This window comes from Kushneria avicenniae (genome assembly GCF_900112585.1).
In the GTDB taxonomy this organism is placed as follows: Bacteria; Pseudomonadota; Gammaproteobacteria; order Pseudomonadales; family Halomonadaceae; genus Kushneria; species Kushneria avicenniae.
Window position 1 is genome coordinate 37,655 of record NZ_FOLY01000005.1, and the last position, 24,700, is coordinate 62,354.

The window sequence follows — 24,700 nt, forward strand, 5'->3', positions numbered from 1 at the left end:
GAGGATCCTTGCAATGGCATTCGAAGCTTTGTTCAAGCCGATCCAGATCGGCAAGCACACCATCCGCAACCGCGTGGTCAGCACAGCGCATGCCGAGGTGCACGCCACCGACGGCGGCATGACCACCGACCGCTACGTCAAATACTACGAAGAGAAGGCCAAGGGCGGCTGTGGCCTTTGCATCTGCGGCGGCTCGTCGATCGTTTCCATCGACAGCCCGCAGGGCTGGTGGAGCTCGGTCAACCTGTCGACCGATCGCATCATCCCGCACTTCCAGAATCTCGCCGACGCCGTGCACAAGCATGGCGGCAAGATCATGATCCAGATCACCCACATGGGGCGTCGCTCGCGCTGGGACGGTTTTGACTGGTCCACGCTGGTCTCGCCGTCCGGTATCCGCGAGCCGGTGCACCGCTCGACCTGCAAGACCATCGAGGAAGAGGAGATCTGGCGCATTGTCGGTGACTTCGCCCAGGCGGCCCGCCGGGCGAAGGAAGGTGGTCTGGACGGCGTCGAACTTTCCGCCGTGCACCAGCATCTGATCGACCAGTTCTGGAGCCCGCGCGTCAACAAGCGGACCGACCAGTGGGGCGGCACCTTTGAAAACCGCATGCGCTTTGGCATGGAAGTGCTCAAGGCGGTGCGCGCCGAGGTCGGCGACGACTTCACGGTCGGCATGCGCATTACCGGGGACGAGTTCCACCCGGACGGTCTCGATCACGACGAGATGAAGCGCATCGCGGCCTATTACGATGCCACCGGCAAGATCGATTTCTTTGGCGTGGTGGGTTCGGGCTGTGATACCCACAACACCCTGGCCAACGTCATTCCCAACATGTCCTATCCGCCGGAGCCGTTTCTGCATCTGGCCTCGGGTATCAAGGAAGTGGTCAGCGTTCCGGTCATCCACGCCCAGAACATCAAGGACCCCAACCAGGCGCAGCGCATTCTGGAAGGCGGCTACGTCGACATGGTCGGCATGACGCGTGCCCACATTGCCGACCCGCACATCATTGCCAAGATCAAGAACAACCAGGTTGATCAGATCAAGCAGTGCGTCGGTGCCAACTACTGCATCGACCGTCAGTATCAGGGGCTCGACGTCCTGTGTATCCAGAACGCGGCCACCTCGCGTGAATACATGGGCCTGCCGCACATCATCGAGAAAACCGAAGGGCCAAAGCGCAAGGTCGTTGTGGTCGGTGGTGGTCCCGGCGGGATGGAAGCGGCGCGTGTCTGCGCCGAGCGCGGCCATGACGTCACGCTATTCGAGGCCAATGAGCAGATCGGTGGTCAGATCACCATCGCTTCAAAGGCGCCGCAGCGCGATCAGATCGCCGGTATCACCCGCTGGTATCAGCTCGAGCTGACGCGTCTGGGTGTCGATCAGCGTCTGGGCACCAGGGCCGACGAGGCGACCATTGCCGATCTGCGACCGGATGTCGTGCTGCTGGCAACCGGCGGTCAGCCGTTCCTCTCGCAGGTACCGGAGTGGGGCTATGACGCTGACAGTGGCAAGAGCCTCGTGGTCAGCACCTGGGACATCCTCAACGGCACCGTCGAGCCCGGCAAGAATGTGTTGATCTTTGACACCATCTGCGAGTTTGCCGGTGTCTCCGCGGCAGACTATCTGGCCGACAAGGGCTGCCGGGTCGAAATCGTCACCGATGACATCAAGCCCGGTGCTGCCGTGGGCGGGACAACCTTCCCGACCTACTACAGAAGCCTGTACGAGAAAGAGGTCATCATGACCTCGGATCTCGCGCTGCATAAGGTCTATCGCGAAGGCGACTCCCTGGTGGCAGTGCTCGAAAACGAGTACACCGGTGCCCTGGAAGAGCGTGTGGTGGATCAGGTCGTGGTGGAAAACGGAGTGCGTCCGGATGAGGCGCTGTACTACAGCCTCAAGGAGAAGTCGCGCAACAAGGGCCAGACCGATATCGAAGCGCTTTACGCGATTCAGCCCCAGCCCTGCATGAGCGAAAACGGTGACGGCTTCGCGCTGTTCCGTCTGGGCGATTGCACCGCACCGCGCAACACGCACGCCGCCATCTATGACGCGCTGCGGCTTTGCAAGGACTTCTGAAACAATAACGCTGTAAGCTGAACGTCATGGGCCTGCGGGCCCGTGACGTTCGGTGCTTACGGTGTCTCCGAGAGGAGAGACGCCATGCTTGATATCCTTTTGCCGATACTTCTGTTTGCCGCACTTGCGCTGGCCGTCATCGGTGCGGTTCGCCGTCTACGTCTGTGGCGCCAGGGGCGGCCCTCTCCCGTGCCCGTCATGAAAGGGCTCCTGCAGGTACCCCGACGCTATCTGGTCGATCTGCACCACATCGTGGATCGTGACAAGTACATTTCGAAGACCCACGTGGCCACTGCCGGCGGCTTCGTGCTGGCCGCGCTGATGGCGATTGTCGTCCACGGCTTCGGGCTGGACAGCGCGATTCTTGCCTGGGTGCTGCTGGCCGCGACCATCAGCATGTTCGTGGGCAGTCTCTTTGTGGCCAAACGCCGCAGTCCGCCGCCGCAGCGCCTGTCGAAGGGCCCGTGGATGCGCCTGCCCAAGAGCCTGATGGCTTTTTCGGTCGGTATGTTCATGGTCACCCTGCCGACCGCCGGCATCCTGCCGGCCGATGCCGGCGGCTGGCTGATCGCGCTGGTGCTGGCCGCGGTCGTGACCTGGGGGCTGGGCGAGATGTTCTTCGGCATGACCTGGGGCGGGCCGATGAAGCACGCCTTTGCCGGAGCGCTGCATCTGGCCTGGCATCGTCGTCCGGAACGCTTTTCCGATCGCAAGGGCGGCGAGCATCGCTCGACCGGTCTGAAAGCGCTGGATCTCGAAGATTCCAGCAAATCGCTGGGGGTTGAAAAGCCCACCGACTTTACCTGGAACCAGCTGCTGGGCTTTGATGCCTGCGTGCAGTGCGGTCGCTGCGAAGCGATGTGCCCGGCCTTTGCTGCCGGCCAGCCGCTCAACCCTAAAAAGCTGATTCAGGACATGGTCATCGGCATGGCCGGTGGCACCGATGGCAACTACCACGGCTCGCCCTATCCGGGTAAACCGGTCGGTGAGCACGGCGGCAGCCCGAACGGGCCGATCGTGCCGCGCGAAGGCCGCGCACTGGTGGATGCCGAGACGCTGTGGTCCTGCACCACCTGCCGCGCCTGCGTCGAAGAGTGCCCGATGATGATCGAGCACGTCGATGCCATCGTCGACATGCGCCGCTTCCTGACGCTTGAGCACGGCAATACGCCCAACAAGGGCGCGGAAGTGCTGGATAACCTGATCGCCACCGACAACCCCGGCGGCTTCGATCCCGATTCCCGCCTGCACTGGGCGGCGGATCTCAATCTGCCACTGATGGCGGACAAGAAAGAAGCCGACGTGCTGCTGTGGCTGGGTGACGGTGTCTTTGACATGCGCAACCAGCGCACGCTGCGCTCGCTGATCAAGGTACTGCGTGCCGCCGGCGTCGACTTTGCCGTGCTCGGCAACGAAGAGCGTGACAGCGGTGACGTGGCCCGTCGCCTGGGCGATGAAGCCACCTTCCAGGCGCTGGCAAAACGCAACATCCGGACCATGAGCCAGTATCGCTTTTCGCGCATCGTTACCTGTGATCCGCACAGCTTCCACGTGCTCAAGAATGAGTACGGCGAGCTGGGGACGAGCGAGATGCCTTCCAGCTATGAGGTCTATCACCACAGCACGTTTATCAACGAGCTGGTCAAGGCCGAGCAGCTCACCTTCAAGGCCTGGAAGGGCGGCAGCGTGACCTATCACGATCCGTGCTATCTCGGGCGCTACAACGGTGAATACGAGGCCCCGCGTGATGTGCTCAGGGCGCTGGGCATCGAGGTTCAGGAAATGGCGCGTTCCGGCTATCGCTCGCGATGCTGCGGCGGTGGTGGTGGTGCGCCGATCACCGATATTCCCGGCAAGCAGCGTATTCCTGACATGCGTATGGGAGACGTTCGTGAAACCGGCGCCGATACGGTCGCGGTAGGCTGCCCGCAGTGTACGGCGATGCTGGAAGGTGTGGTGGAGCCCCGCGCCGATATCAAGGACATCGCCGAGCTGGTCGCCGATGCACTGCTTGCCGATGCGCCGGCCGAAAAGGGCGCGTCAAAGGGTGCCACGCAGACCGAGCGTAATGTCGAGGAGGTAACGTCATGAGCGAGCTTGTTCGTCGCGATCCCCGCAAGGAGTGGATCGCCCGTAACCGTCTGCATCCGCAGCACCTTGAAGTGCTGGCCGAGATCGGCGGTGGCAGCGTGGCCAGTGAGTGGATGGGACCCAACGGCCTGATGCGGCGCAATCCGCACGCCGTCGGTTTCATGGGCCCCAACGGCATTCGTCGAATCGACCGCAGCGGCGCTCAGCAGGCGTCGCAGGCCACCGGGCGCAGCGCCGAGGCCAAAGACAGCCGTCGTCGCGTCACCATCGAAAACCCGGCCTTTACCATTGCCGTGGTGCCTGACATGGCTGGTGGTCGCCTCTCCGGTCACGATCGCGATCTGCTGGGTCTTGCTCGTCAGCTGGCCGACGCCGACCCGGAAAACCCCGGTGCGGTGCTGGCCATCGTTTATGGCGAGCACAAGGAGACCACGTTCGACGAGGCCGGCATCGATCGGATGCTGATGCTGGAGGGGGATCAGTTCGATGGTTATACCCCCGAAAACCGGATTGCGGCCCTGCAGGGCGTGGACCGCGAAGTATCGCCACGTTTCTGGATGCTGCCCGATTCCACCCAGGGCGGTGGCGAACTGGGCCGACGGTTGAGCGTACGCCTTGGCGAGCGCGCGGCCACCCAGGTCTGGCAGGTCGAAGCCCACAGCGACAGCGCCACCGGCTGGCGCTGCACCACCCGTGGTGCAGCGGGCACGACAGATATCGTTCGTGATCTACCGCGCGTTGTAATTGCGCTGGCCGAGTGCGCCGATCCGATCACCGAAACCCGTCATGCGGCCGAGGCCATTGAGCTCTCCCAGCCGCTGCCCAATGTGCTCGGCCGTATCGAGGACATCGGCGAAGTGGCGGTCGATCCGGCGAGCGTGTCGCTGGCGGAAGCCGAATTCATCCTGTCCGCCGGTAACGGCGTCAAGGACTGGGACAACTATCACCACGCCGCCGAGGTACTCGGTGCCACCAAGGGTGCCTCGCGCGTGGCGGTCGATGACGGTTATATGCCGCGCGACCGTCAGGTCGGCGCTACCGGCACCTGGGTGTCAGCGAAGGTCTATGTCGCCGTGGGCATCTCGGGCGCCATTCAGCACCTGCAGGGCATTCAGACCTGCGAGAAGGTCGTCGCCATCAACCTCGATGAAGGCTGTGACATGGTCAAACGCGCCGACCTGGCCGTGATCGGGGATGCCAACGCCATTCTGTCGGCGCTGGTCGAGCGCGTGGAACAATACCGCGCCGAGCAGGAGGAGAGCCGCAATGCCGCCTAACGCTGAAGCTTCAGGTGCCGCCGGCCTCAGCGTGGCCGTGCTGGTGTCGATCGGGCGTCACCCGCTGACAGCCCGCACGCGTCGCGCCGATCAGGACGCTCGTGCCGTAGAGATGGCGCTGAACATGAAGGGTGCTGCCATCAGCCTGGTGCATGCCGGTCAGCATGACAGTGATCATGAAGAGGCCATTCGTGGCTATCTCGGCATGGGCATCGATGAGGTGCGTCTGCTTGAGCAGGGGCCGCAGTCCGATGTTGTGCCGGCTTTGACCGATGCACTGCGGGACAGCTCGCCACAGATGGTCCTGACCGGAACCCGCGCTGAAACCGGCGAGGCCTCCGGTATGGTGCCCTATCTACTGGCCGAGACGCTCGGGTGGCCGGTCATCAACGGACTGGCTGCGGTCGAGTCGGTTGAAAAGGGCGTGGCTACGGTGCTGCAGGCTCTGCCACGCGGCAAGCGTCGTCGTCTGCGCGTGCGCCTGCCGGCCATCGCGACAGTCGATACCAGTGCGCCGGCGGCGCGCCAGAGCGCCTTCGGTCCCGCGCGGCGCGGTGAGCTGGATGTTCAGGCCCTTGCCAGTGAAACCGATGAGTCGCTGGCGCAGTGGCAGATCCAGCCGGCACGCAAGCGGCCCAAGCGTCTCAAGGTCATCAAGTCCTCCTCCGCCCGTGACCGTTTCAAGGCGGCGGCGGCCAAGTCCGATGGTGGCGGTGGGCAGACACTCTCCGATGTCACACCGGAGCAGGGCGCCGAAGCCATCTTTAAACTGCTCAGGGAAGAGGGTGTGCTGCGCTGATGACTTGCCGCGCGCTTCCATTGGCGGCGCGCGGGATCACGAGCATCGGTTAAAAAAAGGGATCAAAACGCATTTTGCCCCGCCTCATGGCGGGGCATTTTATTGTGGGCAACCGGAAAACCCGAAGGGCGTGTCGCATCGATGCCGCGCCTGGAAAACCAGTGCTCCAGAAGCGTATTCGAGGAGACACCCCCCTGAAAGAAAACATCCGGGTAGAAGGCGCCCCGGGGGGAGATAGCTCCGGGAAGAGATAGCTCCGCGAAGAGATAGAAGCCCCGGGAAGACAGTTCCGGTGAGACGGTGTCGCGAAAAACGATATCAGGAGACACTACCCGAGAGGGTAGCCTTCGAAAGCAGTGACTGAGCCTTCTGACCGGCCCCGAGGCCGGTCAGAAGTGAGCATCAGCAGTCTTCAGGAGTAGGTGGCGCTCAGGAGGCGTGGGCGGTCTGCAGGCTGGCCGCCTTCTGGCGACGCTTGCTCACTACCCAGTAGCCCGTGCCACCGGCGGCCAGCAGCATCAGGCCACAGCCGGCGGCCAGTAGATAAGCGCCGGTCGTGGCCTGCTCCGGAACGCCAAATTGCTCGGCCAGCGAGTCCAGCGTCGAGGCGTACTGAACCCACAGGAAGATACCCACGGCGATGCCGGCCAGCATGGTACAGGCGGCAATGATGCGCGTGCCCGAGATCCAGTTGGCACTGACCTCGCGATCATATTCATGCAGAAAGTCGCGATACGCTCGCTGGATGTCGGTGACCCGGGTCAGTTTCGAGGCCACGATGATCGCCACCAGCGCGGCCAGCGTGCTGAGCACGACCGGATGCAGATAGACGGGCAGCGATATCCACTGCGCCTGATCCATCAGCGACAGGGCGATATTGCTGACAAAGCCCACCGCCAGCCCCCAGCCGGCGCCGGCAGCGGTAATGCGACGGCTCCAGACGCTCATCAGAGCGACCGGCCCCCATGAAGAGGCAAAAAGCGTGGCGGCAAACCAGACCACCGCCATGACCGCCGGCGACTGAAACAGCGCAATGATCAGTGACACCAGCCCGGCGCCCAGAATCGACAGACGGCTGGCCCGCATGGCGGATTGTTCGCTGCGGTTGGGCGGCAGAATGTCATTGGAAATGCTGAAGCCGATGATCGACAAAAACGTTGAGCACGAGGAGAGCCCGGCGGCAAAGACACCGGTAAGAATTACCACACCCAGCCAGGTCGGCAGGATGTTGAGCGAGGCCCAGACCATGGCACGCTCGCCGTCGAGCCCGCTGTCATAGAGGTTGATGGCCGCGCCGGTCATCATCATCAGGGCATAGAACACGGCCAGTGCCACGGCGGTGAGCATGGCCGAGCGCATCACGACGTGCTCGTTGCGCGCCATGAGATAGCGGCTCGACTGCCAGGGACTGGCGGCCAGCACGGCGGCCCATACCAATCCGAGCGTTATGCCCCAGGTCAGCGCCTCGCCCGGCGTCGAGAAGGTAGCGTCCGGACCTTCAAGCATGCCGTGCCACAATGCGATACCGGGTTTGTCGGTCTGGGTAAGCAGGCCCTCGATCACGCCGTGCCAGCCGCCCAGGTCCTGCAGGATGTAGATCGAGCCGCCCAGCGCTGCCAGCGAGAAGATCACGAACATGATGGTGTCGGTCAACATCACGCCCGGCGAGCCGGAGTAGAGAATAAACCCGGTATAGGTCAGCCACACCAGCACCAGTCCGGTCCAGTAGGGCAGGCCGGTCAGCTCGGAAAACATGATGCCCGCGCCCTGCATGACCCCGATCAGATAGGCGCCCAGCCCGATGATGGTGGTCAGCCCGGCAATCATTTGTACGCCTCTGGAATCAAAGCGCTTGCCGAAAAACTCCGGCACCGTTTTGGCCTCGCTGCGCCGCAGGTAGCGACCGAAGGCGAGCGCGCCGAGCAGACAGCCCGAGGTGCTGATGGCGGCAAAGATCAGCATCACAAAGGGGTAGCCATCGTAGGCAAAGCCGGTCTCGCCCAGAAAGGCGCTGGTGCTCAGATAGCTGGCCACCAGCGTGCCCAGAATGAAAAAGGTCGGGGCGTTGCGGCCGGCCACCAGATAGTCGTCAAGATGCTTGACGCGGCGTCCGGCCAGATGACCGATCAAAAAGTAAGCGACGAGGCTGCACAGGATGGCGATGGTGTAGACCATGTAAAGCTCCAGCATGATGGATCTTGTATTACTTGTATGAAGAGAATGTCGCGAGAGCTTCGGCTGCTCATGCTTGCCAGCGTCACGGTAGATGACATTTGCGACATGACGATCCCCCGGGGCTATTTTCCAAAAACAACAGGGCCGCCTCAAAGGGCGGCCCTGTTGTTCAATGCAGTCCATTCAGCGCGCGGCTTTAAAGCGCCCGGGCGGCCCTGGTTGGTGCCTTCGGGCCATACAACTCTCGATGTAGACCCATATAGAGGCTGCAGCACATCAGTATCAGCACCACGGTAAAGGGCAGTCCGGTGGCCACTGCGCCGGCCTGTAGAGCGCTCATGGCCGTGGTGCCGCCGCCATAGAGCAGTACGCCGGCAATCGAACCCTGCATGGTGGCCCAGAAGACACGCTGGCCGCGCGGGGTATCGGTCTTGCCGCCGGCTGTGATGTTGTCGATGACCAGCGAGCCGGAATCTGACGAGGTGATGAAAAACACCAGCACCAGAATGATGGCCAGAAACGACGTCACACCGGAGAGCGGCAGCTGCTCGAGCATGTGGAACATGGCAAGCGAGACATCATCGATGCCCCCGGCCAGCTTGCCGATGTTGTTGGTGACCTGATAGAGCGCCAGCCCGCCAAAGGTGCTCATCCAGACCAGAGTGACCAGCGTCGGGATCAGCAGAACAGCGATCAGAAACTCGCGAACGGTACGGCCCTTCGAGACACGCGCAATGAACATGCCGACAAAGGGCGACCAGGAGATCCACCACGCCCAGTAGAAGATGGTCCAGCCGTGATACCAGGTGCCGTCGTCACGCCCGATCCAGTTCGACAGCGGAAGAATATGGCTGGCGTAGGCGAGCGCGGTCGTACCGATACCTGCCAGTACGGTCAGGGTGGGGGCGACCGCAATGACAAACACCAGCAGCAGGGCGGCGATGAACATGTTGATGTTGGAGAAAAGCTTCACACCGCCGTCGATGCCGCGCCAGACCGAGATCAGGGTCAGTACGCTGACGACCACGATGATGGCCAACTGGGTGCCCAGCGTGTTGGGGACATTAAACAGGTACGCCAGGCCGCCGGCCGCCTGAGAAGCACCGAAGCCAAGCGAGGTGGCAAGACCGAAGACCGTGGCCAGCACGGCCAGGATGTCGATGATGTGACCGGGCCAGCCGCGGGTATGCTTGCCAAGAATCGGATAGAAGGCCGAGCGCAGGGTGAGTGGCAGGCCGCGGTTATAGGCGAAAAACGCCAGCGACAGGCCCACGACGGCGTAGATCGCCCAGGGGTGCAGCCCCCAGTGGAACATGGTGGCCCCCATGGCCGCACTGGCGCCTTCAGGCGTGCGGGCCGGCGCATTGAGCGGCGTGCCGTACCAGTCGGTGTAGTAGGCTACGGGCTCGGCCACACTCCAGAACATCAGCCCGATCCCCATGCCGGCGGCGAAGAGCATGGCAAACCAGGACATGCGGGAATATTCGGGTCGGGCATTGCGTCCGCCCAGTCGAATACGACCGACCGGCAGCACGATCAGCGCCAGACAAAAGAGCACGAATATGTTGCCGGAGATCATGAACAGCCAGTCGAAGTGTTCGATCGACCATGTCTTGGCCAGACCCAACTGAGCGTTGGCCATATCAGGATAAATCAGGGCATAAACAAGAAAGGCGAGAATGGCGGCGGCCGAAAGCGGGAAAACGGGATGGTGGAAATCCATGCCCATCATCTGCTTGTTGTCCTGGCCCGACGTCAGTAATGAGTTCTGGTCATCCATACGCGGTCCTCTTTGTTGTTATACAAAAAGTTGTGGTGCAACCAGCCCCCCCAATCGGCTGTGATGCATTCTTGTGCGCACCTGTTGCCGACATTTATTCGAAAGCGACGTCGACATATCCATTGCCGCTGGGCCGGGCGCGCCATTGGTCTATTGCCTTTAATATCGGCGGGCAGGTAAACAAAAAGAGGGCGTGACCATGATGATTGTCGATCTGATCGATGGTGATGATTTTCGGGCGCGACTGGTAGCGCTTGGCGTCCACATTCCTGAGGGGGCGGGCCCGGATACCTGCGCCCGCATGGCGCTGTGCAAGCATCGTGGCGAGGGTGTCGATGGATTGAAGGAACTGGTCGATGAGCTGGTCAGGCGGTCCGATATTCTGCTGCCGTCGGTGCGACAGGCCATCGATCACTATCTGCTGCCGGCACTGAACTGAAGCCGGCTGCTACCGGTACCGAGCTGAAAAGAAGTACTCAATGAAAGAGACCGGCCACACAGTATGTGGCCGGTCCCTGTTGGCGCATCATTCATACCCCGGTCAACCGTGTTGACCGGGGCAGATGATCAGCCCTTGGCCAGCTGCAGGGCCGGGGCATCCTGGCCCAGATGGGTCAGCATGCGCTCGCTGTACCAGTTGACGAAGTCAATGACACCGAACTCGTAGGTCTCGGAGTAGGGGCCGGGCTGGTAGGCTTTCGAGTTGATGCCGCGCTGGTTCTCTTCGGCCAGCTGACGATCCTGGTCGTTGGTGGCATCCCACACGTGGCGCAGGTTCTCGACGTCGTAATCCTCGCCTTCAACCGCGTCCTTGTGGACCAGCCACTTGGTGGTGACCATGGTCTGCTGCGGACCCAGCGGCAGGACGCGGAAGACCACGGCGTGATCGCCCATGAAGTGGTTCCACGAGTTCGGCAGGTGCAGAATGCGCAGCGATCCCATGTCGGGGCTGGTCAGACGACCCATGAGCTTCTTGCAGCCCGGCTTGCCGTCCATGGTCATGGACACCACGTTATCCAGCAGCGGGGTGCGGGTCAGGCGGTTGCGCTTGCCGAAACGCTTGAGCTGCCAGGGGACCTGCTCCTGGTTCCAGTCGGCCTGCTTGCGGGTCACCAGCTCCTTGTACTTCTCGGTGGCCCGCGGGTCCTCGGTGTCGTCAAACTCGATCAGCGAGTTCAAAAGCTCCGGGTGGGCACCGTTACAGTGGTAGCACTCGCGGTTGTTTTCGATGACCAGCTTCCAGTTGGCCTGCTCAACGATGGTGGTCTGCGTAGCCACCTTGATGTTGTCCATGTCATACGGCTCGAGGTAATGCTCGAGCGTGACCAGAAAGTCATCAATGGCAGGCGGTTCTTCACTCAGGTTGATGAAGATGAAGCCACCGGCGGTGCGCACGTTGACCGGCTTGAGGCCGAACTGGTTGAGATCGAAATCCGTGCCCATGTCGCTGCCGGCGAACAGCAGGCGGCCGTCGAGCTCGTAGGTCCACTGATGGTAGGGGCAGACGAGCTTGGCGACCTTGCCCTTTTCCTTGGTACAAAGCCTTGAGCCGCGGTGGCGGCAGACATTGTGAAAGGCATGTACCACGCCTTCGGCGCCCCGGACGATGACGACCGGATTGCTGCCGATCTCCAGCGTCATGAAATTGCCCTTGGCGGGAATTTCACAGGTCATGCCGGCGAAGAGCCACTCTTTCTCATACACCTCCTGCATGTCGAGCGCGAAAAAACGCGCATCGTTGTAGAAGGGCTGAGGCAGTGAATAAGTGGGGTTTCGGTTCTGAAGCAGGTCACTGGCGGCCTGGCGTGCCTGATTCAGAGCGTCATCCGGTCCGTTTGAAGCTGTCATGTCCATACCAAATATCCTTTTCATTGTCGCCACGGCGCAAAAGCGACAATACGGTTGAGAGGATGTTATTTATATTGTCTGGCCTGGTATTCATGCATGGAAAAAATAGATCCAGCCTGATTGTTGGCGATTGTGGTATACGGCAATAAAGCCCGGTTGTCTGCCCGCGACATGAAAGAGTGTCACGACGACCTGAGGGACCGGACAAAGGTAAAAAATGGGGATGACAGGTATGTGCGTGTCGCTGACAGACAAGCCTGTTGTGAAAGGCGTCACCAGAATGCAGTTGGAAACGGTGTCGGCCCGTGTCGTCAACACGGATCGGCGAGCGCATAGCTGTGGCACTGCCAGGCAGAGATTATCATGACAATGAATTACTTCAATCCAGTTACGACCCAGACCTGGACCAACGGCCGCCACGAGGTTCGATGTGTCAAGATTATCCAGGAAACCTGGGATGTGCGCACCTTCTGTTTCATGGCCGAGCAGCCTGTCCTCTTCTTTTTCAAGCCCGGTCAGTTTGTGACCCTGGAGCTCGAGATCGAGGGTGAGCAGATCATGCGCTCCTATACCATCTCCAGCTCGCCCTCGATTCCCTACAGTTTTTCGATCACCGTCAAGCAGGTACCCGGTGGCAAGGTTTCCAACTGGCTGCATGCCAACATGAGCGTGGGCGACAAGATTGCCGTGCACGGGCCGGTCGGCAACTTCAACTCGATCGATTTCCCTGCCGACAAGGTGCTGCTGCTCTCCGGCGGCGTTGGCGTTACGCCGTTGATGTCGATGACGCGCTGGTTCTTTGACACCAATGCCAGTGTCGACGTCGAGTTTATCCACAGCGCCCGTGCGCCGCGCGATGTCATCTATCACCGCGAACTGGTGCATATGTTCTCGCGTATTCCCGAGTTCAAGCTGCACATTGTCTGTGAGAAGAAAGAGGACATCGGCGAGGCGTGGGCCGGCTATCGCGGTTTCCTGACCCAGCCCATGCTGGAGCTGATGGCGCCCGACTTCCTTGAGCGCGAGATCTTCTGTTGTGGTCCCGTACCCTACATGAACGCGATCAAGAATATCCTGCGTGCCAACAACTTCGACATGGATCACTACCATGAAGAGTTGTTCGGCGCGACGCCTGCAGATGTCAAGGAAGATGCGCTGGAGCAGGCCGAGATGGCCGAAGAGGCGGCCGAAAACATCGACGAGTCGGATCTGGTCAACATCGAGTTTGCCGCTTCCGGCAAGAGCGTTCAGATCCATCCGGGCGAGACAGTGCACAGCGCCGCTGCCCAGTTGGGCCTGCACATTCCCAAGGCCTGCGGCATGGGTATCTGCGGCACCTGTCGGGTCGAGCTCAAGTCGGGTGAGGTCGAGATGGAGCACAACGGCGGGATCACCGACGAAGACATCGAGGAAGGCTACATCCTGTCGTGCTGCAGCCGTCCCAAAGGTGATCTGGTCGTCGATTTCTAAATCATTCGCCTCGCGGATGGCGATGACTCGCCATCCGCGTCATCGTCTTTTGTCACCACTGTTTTTTCCAGACCATCGTCATTGCATGTCTCTGTCCTTTTAAATGTTGCTCTTTTCAATATTGAACAGTGCCGCTCGGAGCTCAGACAGTCATTGAATAAAGACATTAAAAAACGCTCATGGCCGGGGCCATGAGCGTTTTTGTGTCTGCCGTCAGTTGATCGATCAGGCAGCGCCCAGCATGCCATGCGGATCGAGCACGAACTTGCTGGCCACGCCTGCATCGAACTCCTCATAGCCCTTAGGTGCGTCTTCGAGCGTAATGATCTGCGCGTTGACGATCTCGGCGATGTTGAGACGTCCGTGCAGGATGGCCTGCATCAGCTGGCGGTTGTACTGAACAACCGGGGTCTGACCGGTATGGAAGGAGTGACCCTTCGCCCAGCCCAGACCAAAGCGCAGGCTCAGGCTGCCGGTCTGTGCGGCCTTCTCGGTCGCGCCCGGATCCTCGGTCACGTACAGGCCCGGAATGCCGATGGAGCCACCTTCGCGGGTCACTTCCATCATCTGGTTGAGCACTACCGCCGGCTGCTCCTTGCCGCCATGGCCGACCGCTTCAAAACCGACGGCGTCGATGGCGCTGTCCACGCTGGGCTCGCCGACAACAGCAGCAATCATCTCGCCGAGGCGGTCGTGCTTGTTCAGGTCGATCGGTTCAAAGCCCATCTTGCGGGCGTGTTCCAGACGCTTGTGGTTGAAGTCACCGATCATGACCACGGCAGCACCCAGCAGGCGCGCAGAGGCGGCGGCGGCCAGACCGACCGGGCCGGCACCGGCGACATAGACGGTCGAGCCCGCGCCAACGCCGGCCTTCAGTGCGCCGTGGAAGCCGGTCGGCAGAATGTCGCTGAGCATGGTCAGGTCGCGAATCTGGTTCATCGCCTGATCGCGATCCGGGAACTTGAGCAGGTTGAAGTCCGCGTAGGGCACCATGACGTAGCGCGCCTGGCCGCCAACCCAGCCGCCCATGTCGACGTAGCCGTAGGCACCGCCGGCACGGTCATCGTTGACGTGCAGGCACAGGCCGGTGTGGCCTTCCTTGCAGGTCCGGCAGCGGCCGCAGGCCACGTTGAAGGGCACGGAGACGATATCCCCGATATCGAGAAACTCGACGTCACTGCCCTTCTCGATGACCTCACCGGTGATCTCGTGGCCCAGCACCATGCCCTGGGGGGCAGTGGTACGACCGCGCACCATGTGCTGGTCGGAACCGCAGATGTTGGTGGAGACCACCTTCAGGATGACTCCATGGTCGATGGGCTTGCCGTTGGGCGTTTCCATTTTCGGGTAGGCAATGTCCTTTACCTCGACCTTGCCCGGACCCATGTAAACCACGCCGCGATTATCTGACATGCTGGAACCTCCTGGTGCCATCACTTGCGTTTAAAGAGACCAGGCCAATAGGGCGCGTCCTGCACCACGATAGTGCAAAAAACGGCCAGAACGCATGCCTGGAAGCCTAGAGTGGAACAGGGCGCGGGGAAAGAGTTATCCGTGGGCGACGTTGCAAGGTGGCTGGGCGACCTCATTATCCCATGGTCTTATGCCCTGTAAGCGGTCATGAGCATGTCGCAAATACACCAGGCAGTGACGTCGGCAAGCATTTCAGGGTGGGGGAGCAGCGATACCATCGCAACAGGATAGCGTGCAATAACATCCCTCTGGCACTGCATTCGACTCATTCCCGTATAACAAACGACTTGATGATAAGGAGGCGTGATGCTTCATCATGGTTTCTCCCCCAGCGCTCAGCTGTCTGATTACGACACGGACCTGGCCGAGGCGATCGCTGAAGAGACGCAGCGACAGGAAGCGCATATCGAGCTGATCGCTTCCGAAAACTACACCAGCCGTTATGTCATGCAGGCGCAGGGCACGCAGCTGACCAACAAGTATGCCGAGGGCTATCCGGGCAAGCGCTACTACGGTGGCTGCGAGTTCGTCGACAAGGTCGAGGCCATGGCCATCGAGCGCGCCTGCGAGCTGTTTGGCTGCCACTATGCCAACGTTCAGCCCCACTCCGGTGCCCAGGCCAACGCTGCGGTATTCATGGCACTGGTCAAGCCCGGCGACACCATTCTTGGCATGAGCCTCGCCCACGGCGGTCACCTGACCCATGGTGCAGCGCCCAACTTTTCCGGCAAGTACTACAACGCCGTGCAGTACGGTCTGAACCCGGAAAACGGTGAGATCGACTACGATGAGGTTGCGTCCCTGGCACGCGAGCATCAGCCGAAGATGATCATTGCAGGCTTTTCCGCCTATTCGCGCGTGATCGACTGGCAGCGTTTCCGCGAGATCGCCGATGAGGTCGGTGCCTATCTGATGGTCGACATGGCCCACATCGCCGGTCTGGTGGCCGCCGGTCTCTATCCGAGCCCGCTGCCCCATGCGCACGTGGTCACCACGACGACCCACAAGACACTGCGCGGCCCGCGTGGTGGCCTGATCCTGTCGGCCGACTCTGATGAGACGCTTTACAGGAAGCTCAACGGCGCGGTCTTCCCGGGTCAGCAGGGCGGCCCGCTCATGCACGTGATTGCCGCCAAGGCCGTGGCCTTCAAGGAAGCAATGAGCCCGGACTTTGCTGACTATCAGCGTCAGGTACTGGCCAATGCGCGCGCCATGGCGGAAGTCTTCATCGAGCGCGGGTTTGACGTGGTCTCCGGTGGCACCGACGACCACCTGTTCCTGGTCTCCCTGATCAAGCAGGGTGTGACCGGCAAGGATGCGGACGCCGCGCTCGAGCGCGCCCACATTACCGTCAACAAGAACGCTGTACCCAACGACCCGCAGAGCCCGTTTGTCACCTCGGGGCTGCGTATCGGAACACCGGCGGTGACCACGCGTGGATTCGAGGAGCAGGACTGCCGCGAGCTGGCCGCCTGGATCTGCGACATTCTGGATGTGCTTGAAGCACAAAAGGACACCGAAGCGGTCGAGAACGAGGTGCGTGGCAAGGTGGAATCACTTTGTGCCCGTCATCCGGTCTATGGCCAGAGCACCGACCGGGCGGATCAGCGACTCGAGAGTGAAACCTCCGTAGTCTGAATACGGCCGACAGCAGGCTCCGATGGAGCCGACAAGGAGAAAGCTCATGCAACGTTATTCCGGCTTCGGTCTGGTTAAACACGCGTTCGGTCATCATGAGAACTGGGAACGTCAGTGGCGCAACCCGGAACCCAAGAAGCAGTACGACGTCATCATCGTCGGTGGCGGCGGCCACGGGCTGGCCACGGCCTATTACCTGGCCAAGGAATTCGGCGTCAAGAACGTCGCCGTGGTTGAAAAGGGCTGGCTGGGCGGCGGTAACACCGCTCGTAACACCACTATCGTGCGCTCCAACTATCTGTGGGACGAGGCCGCACGCCTTTACAACCACTCGCTGGATCTGTGGAAGGGGCTGTCACAGGATCTCAACTACAACGTGATGTTCTCCCAGCGTGGTGTGCTCAACCTGGGCCACACCCTGCAGGACATGCGCGACATCCAGCGCCGCGTCAATGCCAACCGTCTCAACGGCGTCGACAGTGAGGTGGTCACGCCTCAGCAGATCAAGGAGATCGAGCCCGAGATCGATATCTCCAATCGGGCGCGCTATCCGATCATGGGCGCTTCCTGGCAGAAAAGTGCCGGTGTGGCGCGTCACGATGCGGTCGCCTGGGGCTTTGCCCGTGGCGCCGACGCCCATGGCGTGGACCTTCTGCAGAACACTGAAGTGACCGGCTTCAAGATTCGCGATGGCAAGGTGCTGGGTGTCCACACCAACCGTGGTGACATCGAAGCGCACACCGTAGGCTGCGTGGCGGCGGGTAACTCCGGTGTACTGGCCGAAATGGCCGGCATCAAGCTGCCGCTGGAGTCGCATCCGCTGCAGGCGCTGGTTTCCGAGCCACTCAAGCCGATTCTCAACACGGTGACCATGTCCAACCACGTTCACGGCTACGTGAGCCAGTCCGACAAGGGCGACCTGGTCATCGGTGCGGGGATCGACGGTTATCTGGGCTACGGTCAGCGCGGCAGCTATCCCACCATCGAGCACACCCTGCAGGCGATCGTCGAGATGTTCCCGATGTTCTCGCGGGTGCGCATGAACCGTCAGTGGGGCGGCATCGTGGATACCTGCCCGGACGCCTGCCCGATTCTGTCGAAGACGAAGGTGAAGGGGCTTTATTTCAACTGTGGCTGGGGTACAGGCGGCTTCAAGGCCACCCCGGGATCGGGACACGTGTTCGCGGCAAGCCTTGCCAAGGGCGAAATGCATCCCATCGCAGCGCCCTTTTCCATCGACCGTTTCCATACCGGTGCACTGATCGATGAACACGGCGCTGCCGGCGTGGCGCACTGAGGAGAGCCATCATGTTTTATATCTATTGCCCTTACTGCAAGGAGCATCGCGAGGAAGAGGAATTCCATCCCCGCGGCCAGGCCCATCTCCTGCGTCCCGAGGATCCGGAAAATACCAGCGATGAAGAGTGGGGCGACTACCTGTTCTTCCGCGATAACCCGCGCGGCATCCACCACGAGATGTGGGTGCACTCCGTCGGCTGTCGCAAGTTTTTCAACATCACCCGTAACACGGTGACCTACGAAATTCTCGAGACCTACCCGATGGGCGAGCAGCCGACCATCACGGCTGAAACCGAAAGGGTACGCAAGGAGCAGGGCGTGCAGGCAGCTGACGGCGGCTGGCAGACCGTCGGTGCCCGGCCCGAGAACAAGGCGCTCAATGAGGAGACCTCGTCATGACCCAGACCAACCGGATTTCGGCAGGCGGGCGCATCGATCGCTCGCGCGGTCTCGAGTTCACCTTCAACGGGCAGCGCTATCAGGGCTTTGCCGGTGACACTCTGGCCTCGGCGCTGCTGGCCAACGGCGTTGATATCGTCAACCGCAGCTTCAAATACTCTCGTGCCCGCGGCATCGTTGCTGCCGGTGCCGAGGAGCCCAATGCGCTGGTGCAGCTGGGCGCTCGCAAGGACACTCAGGTCCCCAACGTGCGCGCCACTCAGCAGGGCCTTTACAACGGGCTGGTGGCGCGCAGCACCAACGGCTGGCCCAACGTTCAGCGCGATGTAATGAGCTGGGTCGGCAAGCTGGGCGGCAACTTCATGCCGCCGGGCTTCTACTACAAGACCTTCATGTCGCCGGCCTCAATGTGGATGACCTATGAAAAGTACATCCGCATGGGCGCAGGCCTGGGTCGCGCGCCGACCGAGTCCGATCCGGACATCTATGACCACATGCACCATCACTGTGATGTGCTGGTCGTCGGTGCCGGCCCCGCCGGTCTTTCTGCGGCACTGAGTGCTGCCCGCAGCGGTGCCCGCGTGATTCTCTGTGACGAGCAGGAAGAGATGGGCGGTTCGCTGCTGGACAGCCGCGAAACGCTGGATGACGTCGCTGCCGTACGCTGGGTCGAGCAGACGCTGACCGAGCTTGGCTCGATGGAAAACGTGACGCTGCTGCCGCGCACCACCGCCAACGGCTATCACGATCATAACTTCGTCACGCTGCACGAGCGCCGTACCGAACATCTGGCCGACACCGCAAGCGATGCCGGTTTCCCCGGCATGCCGCGGGCACGGATGCACCGCGTCCGGGCTACTCGCGTGGTACTGGCCAGCGGCACTCACGAGCGCCCGCTGGTGTATGCCAACAACGATCTGCCCGGCAACATGGTCGCCGGTGCGGTATCGACCTATATCCGTCGCTACGGCGTCGTGCCCGGCAACAGCCTGGTGCTTTCCACCAGCAATGATCACGCCTATCGAGCGGCGCTGGACTGGCAGGAAGCCGGCCGCAAGGTCGTGGCCATCGTCGATGCCCGCGCCAACCCGGAGGGTGATCTGGTCCGTCAGGCGCGTGACAGCGGCATTCGCGTCATCACCGGCAGTGCCGTGATCGAGGCGAAGGGCACCCAGCGCGTCAGCGGCGCTCGCGTCTCGGCCGTCGATCTGAACCATTTCGTGATCACCGGAAGTATCGAGGATCTGGAGTGCGACACCATCGCCAGCTCCGGTGGCTACAGCCCGGTGGTTCACCTGGCCTCGCACACCGGTACGCGTCCGCAGTGGGATGACAAGCTGCTGGGCTTTGTGCCCGGTGAGGTGAAGGGATTGATTGCTGCCGGCGGCGTCTCGGGTCATTACGCCCTTGAAGAGACCCTGGCCGACGGCGCTCGCGCCGGTCGCCAGGCCGCGCTCGACAGCGGTATCGAATCGGCCGAGGAGCTCGCGCTGCCCGCGACCCGCAAGCGTCGTGACGGTGAGTCCTGTGCGATCTATCAGGTGCCGCACGAGAAGAAGGGCCTGCGCGTTCCCAAGCAGTTCGTCGACATGCAGAACGACGTCACGGCGTCCGCCATCGAACTGGCGACCCGTGAAGGCTTCGAGTCCATCGAGCACGTCAAGCGCTACACCGCGCTGGGCTTTGGTACCGATCAGGGCAAGCTGGGCAACATCAATGGTATGGCGATCGCGGCACGCTGCCTGGGTCGTTCTATCCCTGAGGTGGGCACCACGGTCTTCCGCCCGAACTATACGCCGATCACCTTCGGGGCGATCGTTGGTCGTCACTGCGACGAGCTGTTTGATCCCAAGCGCTATACCGCGCTGCATCAGTGGCACGTCGAAAACGGCGCCGAGTTCGAGGACGTCGGCCAGTGGAAGCGCCCCTGGTACTTCCCGCACAGCGCCAACGGCAAGAAGGAGAGCATGCACGAGGCGGTCGCCCGTGAATGTCTCGCCGTTCGCCAGGGTGTGGGCATTCTGGATGCCTCGACGCTCGGCAAGATCGACATTCAGGGCCCGGATGCTCGTGAATTTCTGGGTCGTGTCTACACCAACAAGTGGGCCAAGCTGGCGCCGGGCCGCGTTCGTTACGGCCTGATGTGCAAGGACGACGGCATGCTGATGGACGATGGGACCACCAGCTGCCTGGGCGATAACCACTTCCTGATGACCACCACCACCGGTGGCGCAGCCGGCGTGCTGGAGTGGCTGGAAATCTGGCATCAGACCGAATGGCCGGAACTGCAGGTCTACTTCAACTCGGTGACCGACCACTGGGCCACCATGACCGTGACCGGGCCGGACGCGCGCAAGCTGATGTCGGAAGTCACCGACATCGATCTTGATCGCGAAAAGTTCAAGTTCATGGACTGGAAGGAAGGCAACGTGGCCGGCGTACCGGCGCGCGTGTTCCGTATCTCGTTCACCGGCGAGCTGGCCTACGAGATCAACGTGCAGGCCAACTACGCCATGCAGGTGTGGAAGACCCTGTTTGAACACGGCGAGAAGTACAATCTGACCCCCTACGGCACCGAGACGATGCACGTTTTGCGCGCCGAGAAGGGTCTGATCATCGTCGGTCAGGACACCGATGGTTCGGTCACGCCCGAAGATCTGGGCATGCACTGGGCGATCGGCTACGACAAGCCGTTCCACTGGATCGGCAAGCGCGCCCTGAGCCGCCCGGATACCATGCGTGGTGACCGCAAGCAGCTGGTGGGGCTCAAGCCGAAGGATCCGAAAGTGGTGCTGGAAGAGGGCGCGCAGATCGTGCTCGATCCCAACGAGAGCATTCCCATGAGCATGATGGGCCATGTGACCTCGAGCTACTACAGCCCGGAACTCGACAGCGGCTTTGCGCTGGCCGTGCTGAAAAAGGGCCGCGAGCGCATGGGAGAAACGGTGTATCTGCCCATGTCCGACGGCAAGGTGCACGAGGCTGAAGTCGTCAGCACCGTCTTTATCGACCCCAAGGGAGAGCGCCAGAATGTCTGACGTCAAGGAATTCCAGAGTCGCCCGACCGACACATCAAGGGCCGAGTCCCCCCTGGAGTGGTCGCTGCACGAGCAGAAGTCACTGCCGCACGCCTCGAATCCGGGCGTGATCCTCAGCGAAAAGCCCTTCATGGGGCAGCTGATCCTGCGCGGCGGTGCCATCGTCATGGACGAGGCGGTGCGCGAGGTCATGGACATGGCGCTGCCGGCCAAACCGCTGGCAGTGGTCAGCGATGACAGCGGCGAGCGCTCGATCCAGTGGCTCTCTCCGGATGAGTGGCTGGTCATTGTGCCCGGCGGCGAAGAGTTCGAGCTTGAGCAGAAACTGCGCCAGTCGCTGGGACAGGCTCACTTCAGCATCGTCAACGTCAGTGGCGGTCAGACACTGATGTCCCTGAAGGGCAGTCGGGCCCGTGAAGTGCTCATGAAATCCATCTCCTACGATGTGCATCCGCACGCGTTCCCGGTTGGCAAGGGTGTTTCGACGACCTTTGCCAAGGCCACCATTATCGTGCGCCGGACGCAGGAGGATGGCTGGGAGCTGATACTGCGCCGCAGCTTTGCCGATTACTGCTATCGCTGGCTGCTGGATGCCTCAAGAGAGTACGGCGTCAGCGTCACACGTTAAGTGCCGATCAAAAGGCCGGAGGCAATCGCCTCCGGCCTTTTTTCATCCCGATCACCTGCCTCTGACCCGGCAATAACCGACCTGAAACGTCCCGGTCTGACAAGCTTCGATTTGACAGCACAAGGGGCCAACAAGAGACACGCCATGACCCGAACCGCCGATACCTGGATCCTTGCGGCCCAGTGCCCCAGCCTGCTGGGCACCGTGGATGTCGTCACGCGCTTTCTCAAGGAGCAGCGCTGCTATATCACCGAGCTCAGTTCCTTTGACGATCGACTGAACGAAGGGTTTTTCATCCGTGCCGAGTTCCGCCCGCTGGAGGACGGTTTCAGCAGCGAGACCTTCGAGAAGGACTTCGGCGAGCGCGCGCAGGCGTTCGACATGACGTTTGAACTGACGCCGCCCAACAAGCGTACAAAGGTCGTGATCATGGTCTCGAAGGCCGACCACTGCCTGAACGATCTGCTCTATCGCTATCGCACTGATCAGTTGCCGATGGAGATCTGCGCGGTCGTCTCCAACCATCCCGATCTGGAGCCGCTGGCCCAGTGGCACGGTCTGCCCTGGTATCATCTGCCGGTCACGCCGGAGACCCGCGAACATCAGGAGCGTGAGATCCTTCAGATTGTCGAACAGACCGGCGCCGAGCTGGTGATTCTGGCGCGCTACATGCAGGTGCTTTCGGCGCACATGTGTGACGTGCTGGCCGGGCGGGCCATCAATATTCACCACTCGCTGCTGCCCGGTTTCAAGGGTGCAAAGCCCTACCACCAGGCCTACGAGAAAGGCGTCAAGCTGGTGGGTGCCACGGCGCACTACATCAACAACGACCTTGATGAAGGCCCCATTATCGCCCAGGGTGTCGAGACGGTGGATCATGCCCACTACCCGGAAGACCTGGTGGCCAAGGGGCGGGATATCGAGTGTCTGACCCTGGCGCGGGCGGTCGGCTATCACCTCGAGCGGCGCGTCTTTCTCTATTCGGGTCGAACGGTGGTTCTCGGCCACTGAGCCCTCGTTCACCAGACCCACCCCGCCACGGGCCGTGCGCTGTCGCGGCCCGTTTTACCCTCTCTCGAACTGACAGCGCTTGCCGAGCGTTACGTTCTCCTCCCGACCCTGCTTATGCCTGCGCGATACAGACGCGCTGAACCAGCTCGAATCCGCACCGTTGTCGCAGACCAGGCATGGCCTACGGCTATTTCGTCTTCTTTATGGCGTCGTCCGGCACGCGCCTGCCGTGGTGCTTTCCCTCCACAGCAGGTGTGAACCAGCGGGGCCAGGAACTTTGATGGCGAGTGTCGGCCTCCACGCACGGGATCAAACGCTCGGTCAGGACATGGGTCTGTCCTGTGGTTGTGGCCGTTCTGTACTTGACGCTGTGAATGCATTCACGATCACCAAACTCACAGCGGTTGAGTCGGGTGCCCCCGCAGGGGCCATTGGCAAGCCCCTTGGGGCAGGTCTCCGGGCAAACGTACAGGGTGTCTTCAAGGCGGCAACTGCCGCAGGTATAACATCCGACCGCCGGCCCTTTCAGGCAGCGCTCCAGTTGATGCAGCCAGCGAGCGCCGCGTGGTATACGCCAGACAGGGCGCCTGCAGAGCCAGCCAAACCCTCGGCTTATCGGGTTCCTGCGACTGAACAGCAGGGTGTGGACGGCCGACAGCACGTGATAGCGATACTGTTCCCTCACAGTGGCCCGGACACCTGATTCGCCCATGTGCCAGTCGGCATATGCCGGATGGAAGGTGACGGTCGGCAGACCTGACACCTGCCAGCTGGGCTCCCAGGCAGCGGACCACTGTGCGAGTGTCTGTATCCCTTCCTGCTGAGCATGGATCATCTGTTCCAGCGCCTGCAGCTGCGCCGGCGTATGGATACCTGACAGATGGATGCCGGCATAGCCCATCAGGCGCAGACCGATGATCTGCAGTCCGAGGCGGAAAAGGCTGCGTTCCCGGGCATGCGCACGTGAGACGGCTTCTTCGGCGGCCAGAAGATCGCGCATTGAAGGAGAGATGACCACGCCGGGCACCTGCTCAAGAAGGGTCGCAGTCTTGAAGGTTAACGGCATGACGCAGGCAAGCAGCGGAACAGGCACTGCTCGCCGCTGCATCCACTGGCGAGCCTCGCGATGCTTTTGTGCATCAAACCCCAGCTGCAGGGTGAGAAAGTCGGCCCCGGCTGCGAGCTTTTTCTCGGCCTTGAAGTATTGCGCGCCGCCTTCCTCTTCATGGTACTTGAAAGGATTGAGCGCAGCACCGAGCAGCCAGCTCGGCCTGGCCTGCCGGACAATCTGCAGCGCGGGCACCGATTCCAGATAGCGTACCGGCTGACCGGGCTCATGACCGGGAAGGCGATCGCCACTGAGCAGCAGAAGCTGGTCCAGGCCGGCGGCATCCATCTGTTCCAGCTGTCTCAGCAGGTCATGGCGCCCTCGATCCTTGCCCGAAAAGTGAAGCAGTGTCGGCAGTGAATGCGTCAGCCTTGAGTATGCCGCCAGTGGCGAGAGATCCTGGCTGCTGCTGACCCGATCCGCGACTGCGGCGACCATTGGCCAGTGGCCCAGCTGTGCGCGCTGCATCATTGACTCGAAGACAGCGCCGCGCTCACCGGAAAGCCCGGGGACGAACTCGACAACGCAGATAAAGCGTTGCTCACGCAGGGCTTCTCTCAACATGCCTGGCCTCTCCCAA

At 61.6% G+C, this 24,700-nt stretch carries 17 protein-coding genes; 12 read left to right on the plus strand and 5 right to left on the minus strand.

Translation table 11 applies throughout. The features are described 5' to 3' along the window. Positions 1-13: 13 nt before the first annotated feature. The 4 genes from dgcA (at position 14) to etfB (ending at position 6,253) form a co-directional block, all read left to right on the plus strand. Positions 14-2,086, plus strand: coding sequence for a dimethylglycine demethylation protein DgcA (dgcA, locus tag BM079_RS11855; protein WP_090134366.1), 2,073 nt, complete (start codon positions 14-16; stop codon positions 2,084-2,086). A gap of 84 nt (positions 2,087-2,170) precedes the next feature. Then, positions 2,171-4,177, plus strand: coding sequence for a (Fe-S)-binding protein (locus BM079_RS11860; protein WP_090134368.1), 2,007 nt, complete (start codon positions 2,171-2,173; stop codon positions 4,175-4,177). After that, entirely contained in the window at positions 4,174-5,454 is a 1,281-nt protein-coding gene (gene etfA / locus BM079_RS11865) for an electron transfer flavoprotein subunit alpha (RefSeq protein WP_090134370.1), read from the plus strand. The genes BM079_RS11860 and etfA overlap by 4 nt, the downstream gene beginning before the upstream one ends. After that, on the plus strand, positions 5,444-6,253 hold the full coding sequence (gene etfB / locus BM079_RS11870; protein ID WP_090134372.1) for an electron transfer flavoprotein subunit beta: 810 nt from the start codon (positions 5,444-5,446) through the stop codon (positions 6,251-6,253). Before etfA ends, etfB begins: the two co-directional genes overlap by 11 nt. A gap of 429 nt (positions 6,254-6,682) precedes the next feature. Here the strand turns inward: etfB and BM079_RS11875 are convergent, their stop codons facing one another. Both BM079_RS11875 and BM079_RS11880 read right to left on the minus strand, forming a co-directional pair. After that, entirely contained in the window at positions 6,683-8,443 is a 1,761-nt protein-coding gene (locus BM079_RS11875) for a sodium:solute symporter family protein (protein ID WP_245743014.1), read from the minus strand. 181 nt (positions 8,444-8,624) lie between these two features. Further along, on the minus strand, positions 8,625-10,208 hold the full coding sequence (locus BM079_RS11880) for a BCCT family transporter (RefSeq protein WP_090134374.1): 1,584 nt from the start codon (positions 10,206-10,208) through the stop codon (positions 8,625-8,627). Positions 10,209-10,407: 199 nt separating this feature from the next. On the opposite strand from BM079_RS11880, the gene BM079_RS11885 reads away from it, so the two are divergent. Beyond that, the gene (locus BM079_RS11885) at positions 10,408-10,647 is read left to right on the plus strand and encodes a hypothetical protein (protein WP_090134376.1); all 240 of its coding nucleotides are present in this window, start codon (positions 10,408-10,410) and stop codon (positions 10,645-10,647) included. Between the two features lie 128 nt (positions 10,648-10,775). Here the strand turns inward: BM079_RS11885 and BM079_RS11890 are convergent, their stop codons facing one another. Further along, positions 10,776-12,062, minus strand: coding sequence for an aromatic ring-hydroxylating oxygenase subunit alpha (locus BM079_RS11890; RefSeq protein ID WP_090134378.1), 1,287 nt, complete (start codon positions 12,060-12,062; stop codon positions 10,776-10,778). A 357-nt stretch (positions 12,063-12,419) separates the two neighbouring features. Here BM079_RS11890 and BM079_RS11895 point away from each other — a divergent pair, with 357 nt between their 5' ends. Next, positions 12,420-13,526 (plus strand): hybrid-cluster NAD(P)-dependent oxidoreductase, encoded by a 1,107-nt coding sequence (locus tag BM079_RS11895; protein WP_090134379.1) that lies wholly within the window; start codon positions 12,420-12,422, stop codon positions 13,524-13,526. Positions 13,527-13,751: 225 nt separating this feature from the next. On the opposite strand, the gene fdhA is transcribed toward BM079_RS11895, so the two are convergent. Beyond that, positions 13,752-14,939: a formaldehyde dehydrogenase, glutathione-independent gene (gene fdhA / locus BM079_RS11900; RefSeq protein ID WP_090134382.1), complete on the minus strand. Its 1,188-nt coding sequence runs from the start codon at positions 14,937-14,939 to the stop codon at positions 13,752-13,754. Between the two features lie 366 nt (positions 14,940-15,305). Here fdhA and glyA point away from each other — a divergent pair, with 366 nt between their 5' ends. The 6 genes from glyA to purU all read left to right on the plus strand — a co-directional run bounded on the left by glyA (position 15,306) and on the right by purU (position 23,012). Further along, on the plus strand, positions 15,306-16,637 hold the full coding sequence (gene glyA, locus BM079_RS11905) for a serine hydroxymethyltransferase (protein ID WP_090134384.1): 1,332 nt from the start codon (positions 15,306-15,308) through the stop codon (positions 16,635-16,637). A gap of 46 nt (positions 16,638-16,683) precedes the next feature. Next, positions 16,684-17,934 (plus strand): sarcosine oxidase subunit beta family protein, encoded by a 1,251-nt coding sequence (locus BM079_RS11910; RefSeq protein WP_090134385.1) that lies wholly within the window; start codon positions 16,684-16,686, stop codon positions 17,932-17,934. 11 nt (positions 17,935-17,945) lie between these two features. After that, the gene (locus tag BM079_RS11915; RefSeq protein WP_090134388.1) at positions 17,946-18,335 is read left to right on the plus strand and encodes a sarcosine oxidase subunit delta; all 390 of its coding nucleotides are present in this window, start codon (positions 17,946-17,948) and stop codon (positions 18,333-18,335) included. Then, entirely contained in the window at positions 18,332-21,373 is a 3,042-nt protein-coding gene (locus BM079_RS11920) for a sarcosine oxidase subunit alpha (RefSeq protein WP_090134390.1), read from the plus strand. The genes BM079_RS11915 and BM079_RS11920 overlap by 4 nt, the downstream gene beginning before the upstream one ends. Continuing rightward, a complete protein-coding gene (locus tag BM079_RS11925) occupies positions 21,366-22,001 on the plus strand; it encodes a sarcosine oxidase subunit gamma (RefSeq protein ID WP_090134392.1) in 636 nt (211 codons plus the stop codon). The genes BM079_RS11920 and BM079_RS11925 overlap by 8 nt, the downstream gene beginning before the upstream one ends. Positions 22,002-22,145: 144 nt before the next feature. Continuing rightward, positions 22,146-23,012, plus strand: a complete 867-nt coding sequence (gene purU, locus BM079_RS11930) for a formyltetrahydrofolate deformylase (protein WP_090134393.1) — start codon at positions 22,146-22,148, stop codon at positions 23,010-23,012. Between the two features lie 187 nt (positions 23,013-23,199). Here purU and BM079_RS11935 read toward each other — a convergent pair whose 3' ends face one another. Continuing rightward, positions 23,200-24,684 (minus strand): methylenetetrahydrofolate reductase C-terminal domain-containing protein, encoded by a 1,485-nt coding sequence (locus BM079_RS11935; RefSeq protein WP_090134395.1) that lies wholly within the window; start codon positions 24,682-24,684, stop codon positions 23,200-23,202. Positions 24,685-24,700: the final 16 nt, after the last annotated feature.

Excerpts from the sequence above, each read along its gene's own strand:
- dgcA (WP_090134366.1), top strand. The coding sequence starts at position 14 with ATGGCATTCGAAGCTTTGTTCAAGCCGATCCAGATCGGCAAGCACACC.
- BM079_RS11860 (WP_090134368.1), top strand. The coding sequence starts at position 2,171 with ATGCTTGATATCCTTTTGCCGATACTTCTGTTTGCCGCACTTGCGCTG.
- etfA (WP_090134370.1), top strand. The coding sequence starts at position 4,174 with ATGAGCGAGCTTGTTCGTCGCGATCCCCGCAAGGAGTGGATCGCCCGT.
- etfB (WP_090134372.1), top strand. The coding sequence starts at position 5,444 with ATGCCGCCTAACGCTGAAGCTTCAGGTGCCGCCGGCCTCAGCGTGGCC.
- BM079_RS11875 (WP_245743014.1), bottom strand. The coding sequence starts at position 8,443 with ATGCTGGAGCTTTACATGGTCTACACCATCGCCATCCTGTGCAGCCTC.
- BM079_RS11880 (WP_090134374.1), bottom strand. The coding sequence starts at position 10,208 with ATGGATGACCAGAACTCATTACTGACGTCGGGCCAGGACAACAAGCAG.
- BM079_RS11885 (WP_090134376.1), top strand. The coding sequence starts at position 10,408 with ATGATGATTGTCGATCTGATCGATGGTGATGATTTTCGGGCGCGACTG.
- BM079_RS11890 (WP_090134378.1), bottom strand. The coding sequence starts at position 12,062 with ATGGACATGACAGCTTCAAACGGACCGGATGACGCTCTGAATCAGGCA.
- BM079_RS11895 (WP_090134379.1), top strand. The coding sequence starts at position 12,420 with ATGACAATGAATTACTTCAATCCAGTTACGACCCAGACCTGGACCAAC.
- fdhA (WP_090134382.1), bottom strand. The coding sequence starts at position 14,939 with ATGTCAGATAATCGCGGCGTGGTTTACATGGGTCCGGGCAAGGTCGAG.
- glyA (WP_090134384.1), top strand. The coding sequence starts at position 15,306 with ATGCTTCATCATGGTTTCTCCCCCAGCGCTCAGCTGTCTGATTACGAC.
- BM079_RS11910 (WP_090134385.1), top strand. The coding sequence starts at position 16,684 with ATGCAACGTTATTCCGGCTTCGGTCTGGTTAAACACGCGTTCGGTCAT.
- BM079_RS11915 (WP_090134388.1), top strand. The coding sequence starts at position 17,946 with ATGTTTTATATCTATTGCCCTTACTGCAAGGAGCATCGCGAGGAAGAG.
- BM079_RS11920 (WP_090134390.1), top strand. The coding sequence starts at position 18,332 with ATGACCCAGACCAACCGGATTTCGGCAGGCGGGCGCATCGATCGCTCG.
- BM079_RS11925 (WP_090134392.1), top strand. The coding sequence starts at position 21,366 with ATGTCTGACGTCAAGGAATTCCAGAGTCGCCCGACCGACACATCAAGG.
- purU (WP_090134393.1), top strand. The coding sequence starts at position 22,146 with ATGACCCGAACCGCCGATACCTGGATCCTTGCGGCCCAGTGCCCCAGC.
- BM079_RS11935 (WP_090134395.1), bottom strand. The coding sequence starts at position 24,684 with ATGTTGAGAGAAGCCCTGCGTGAGCAACGCTTTATCTGCGTTGTCGAG.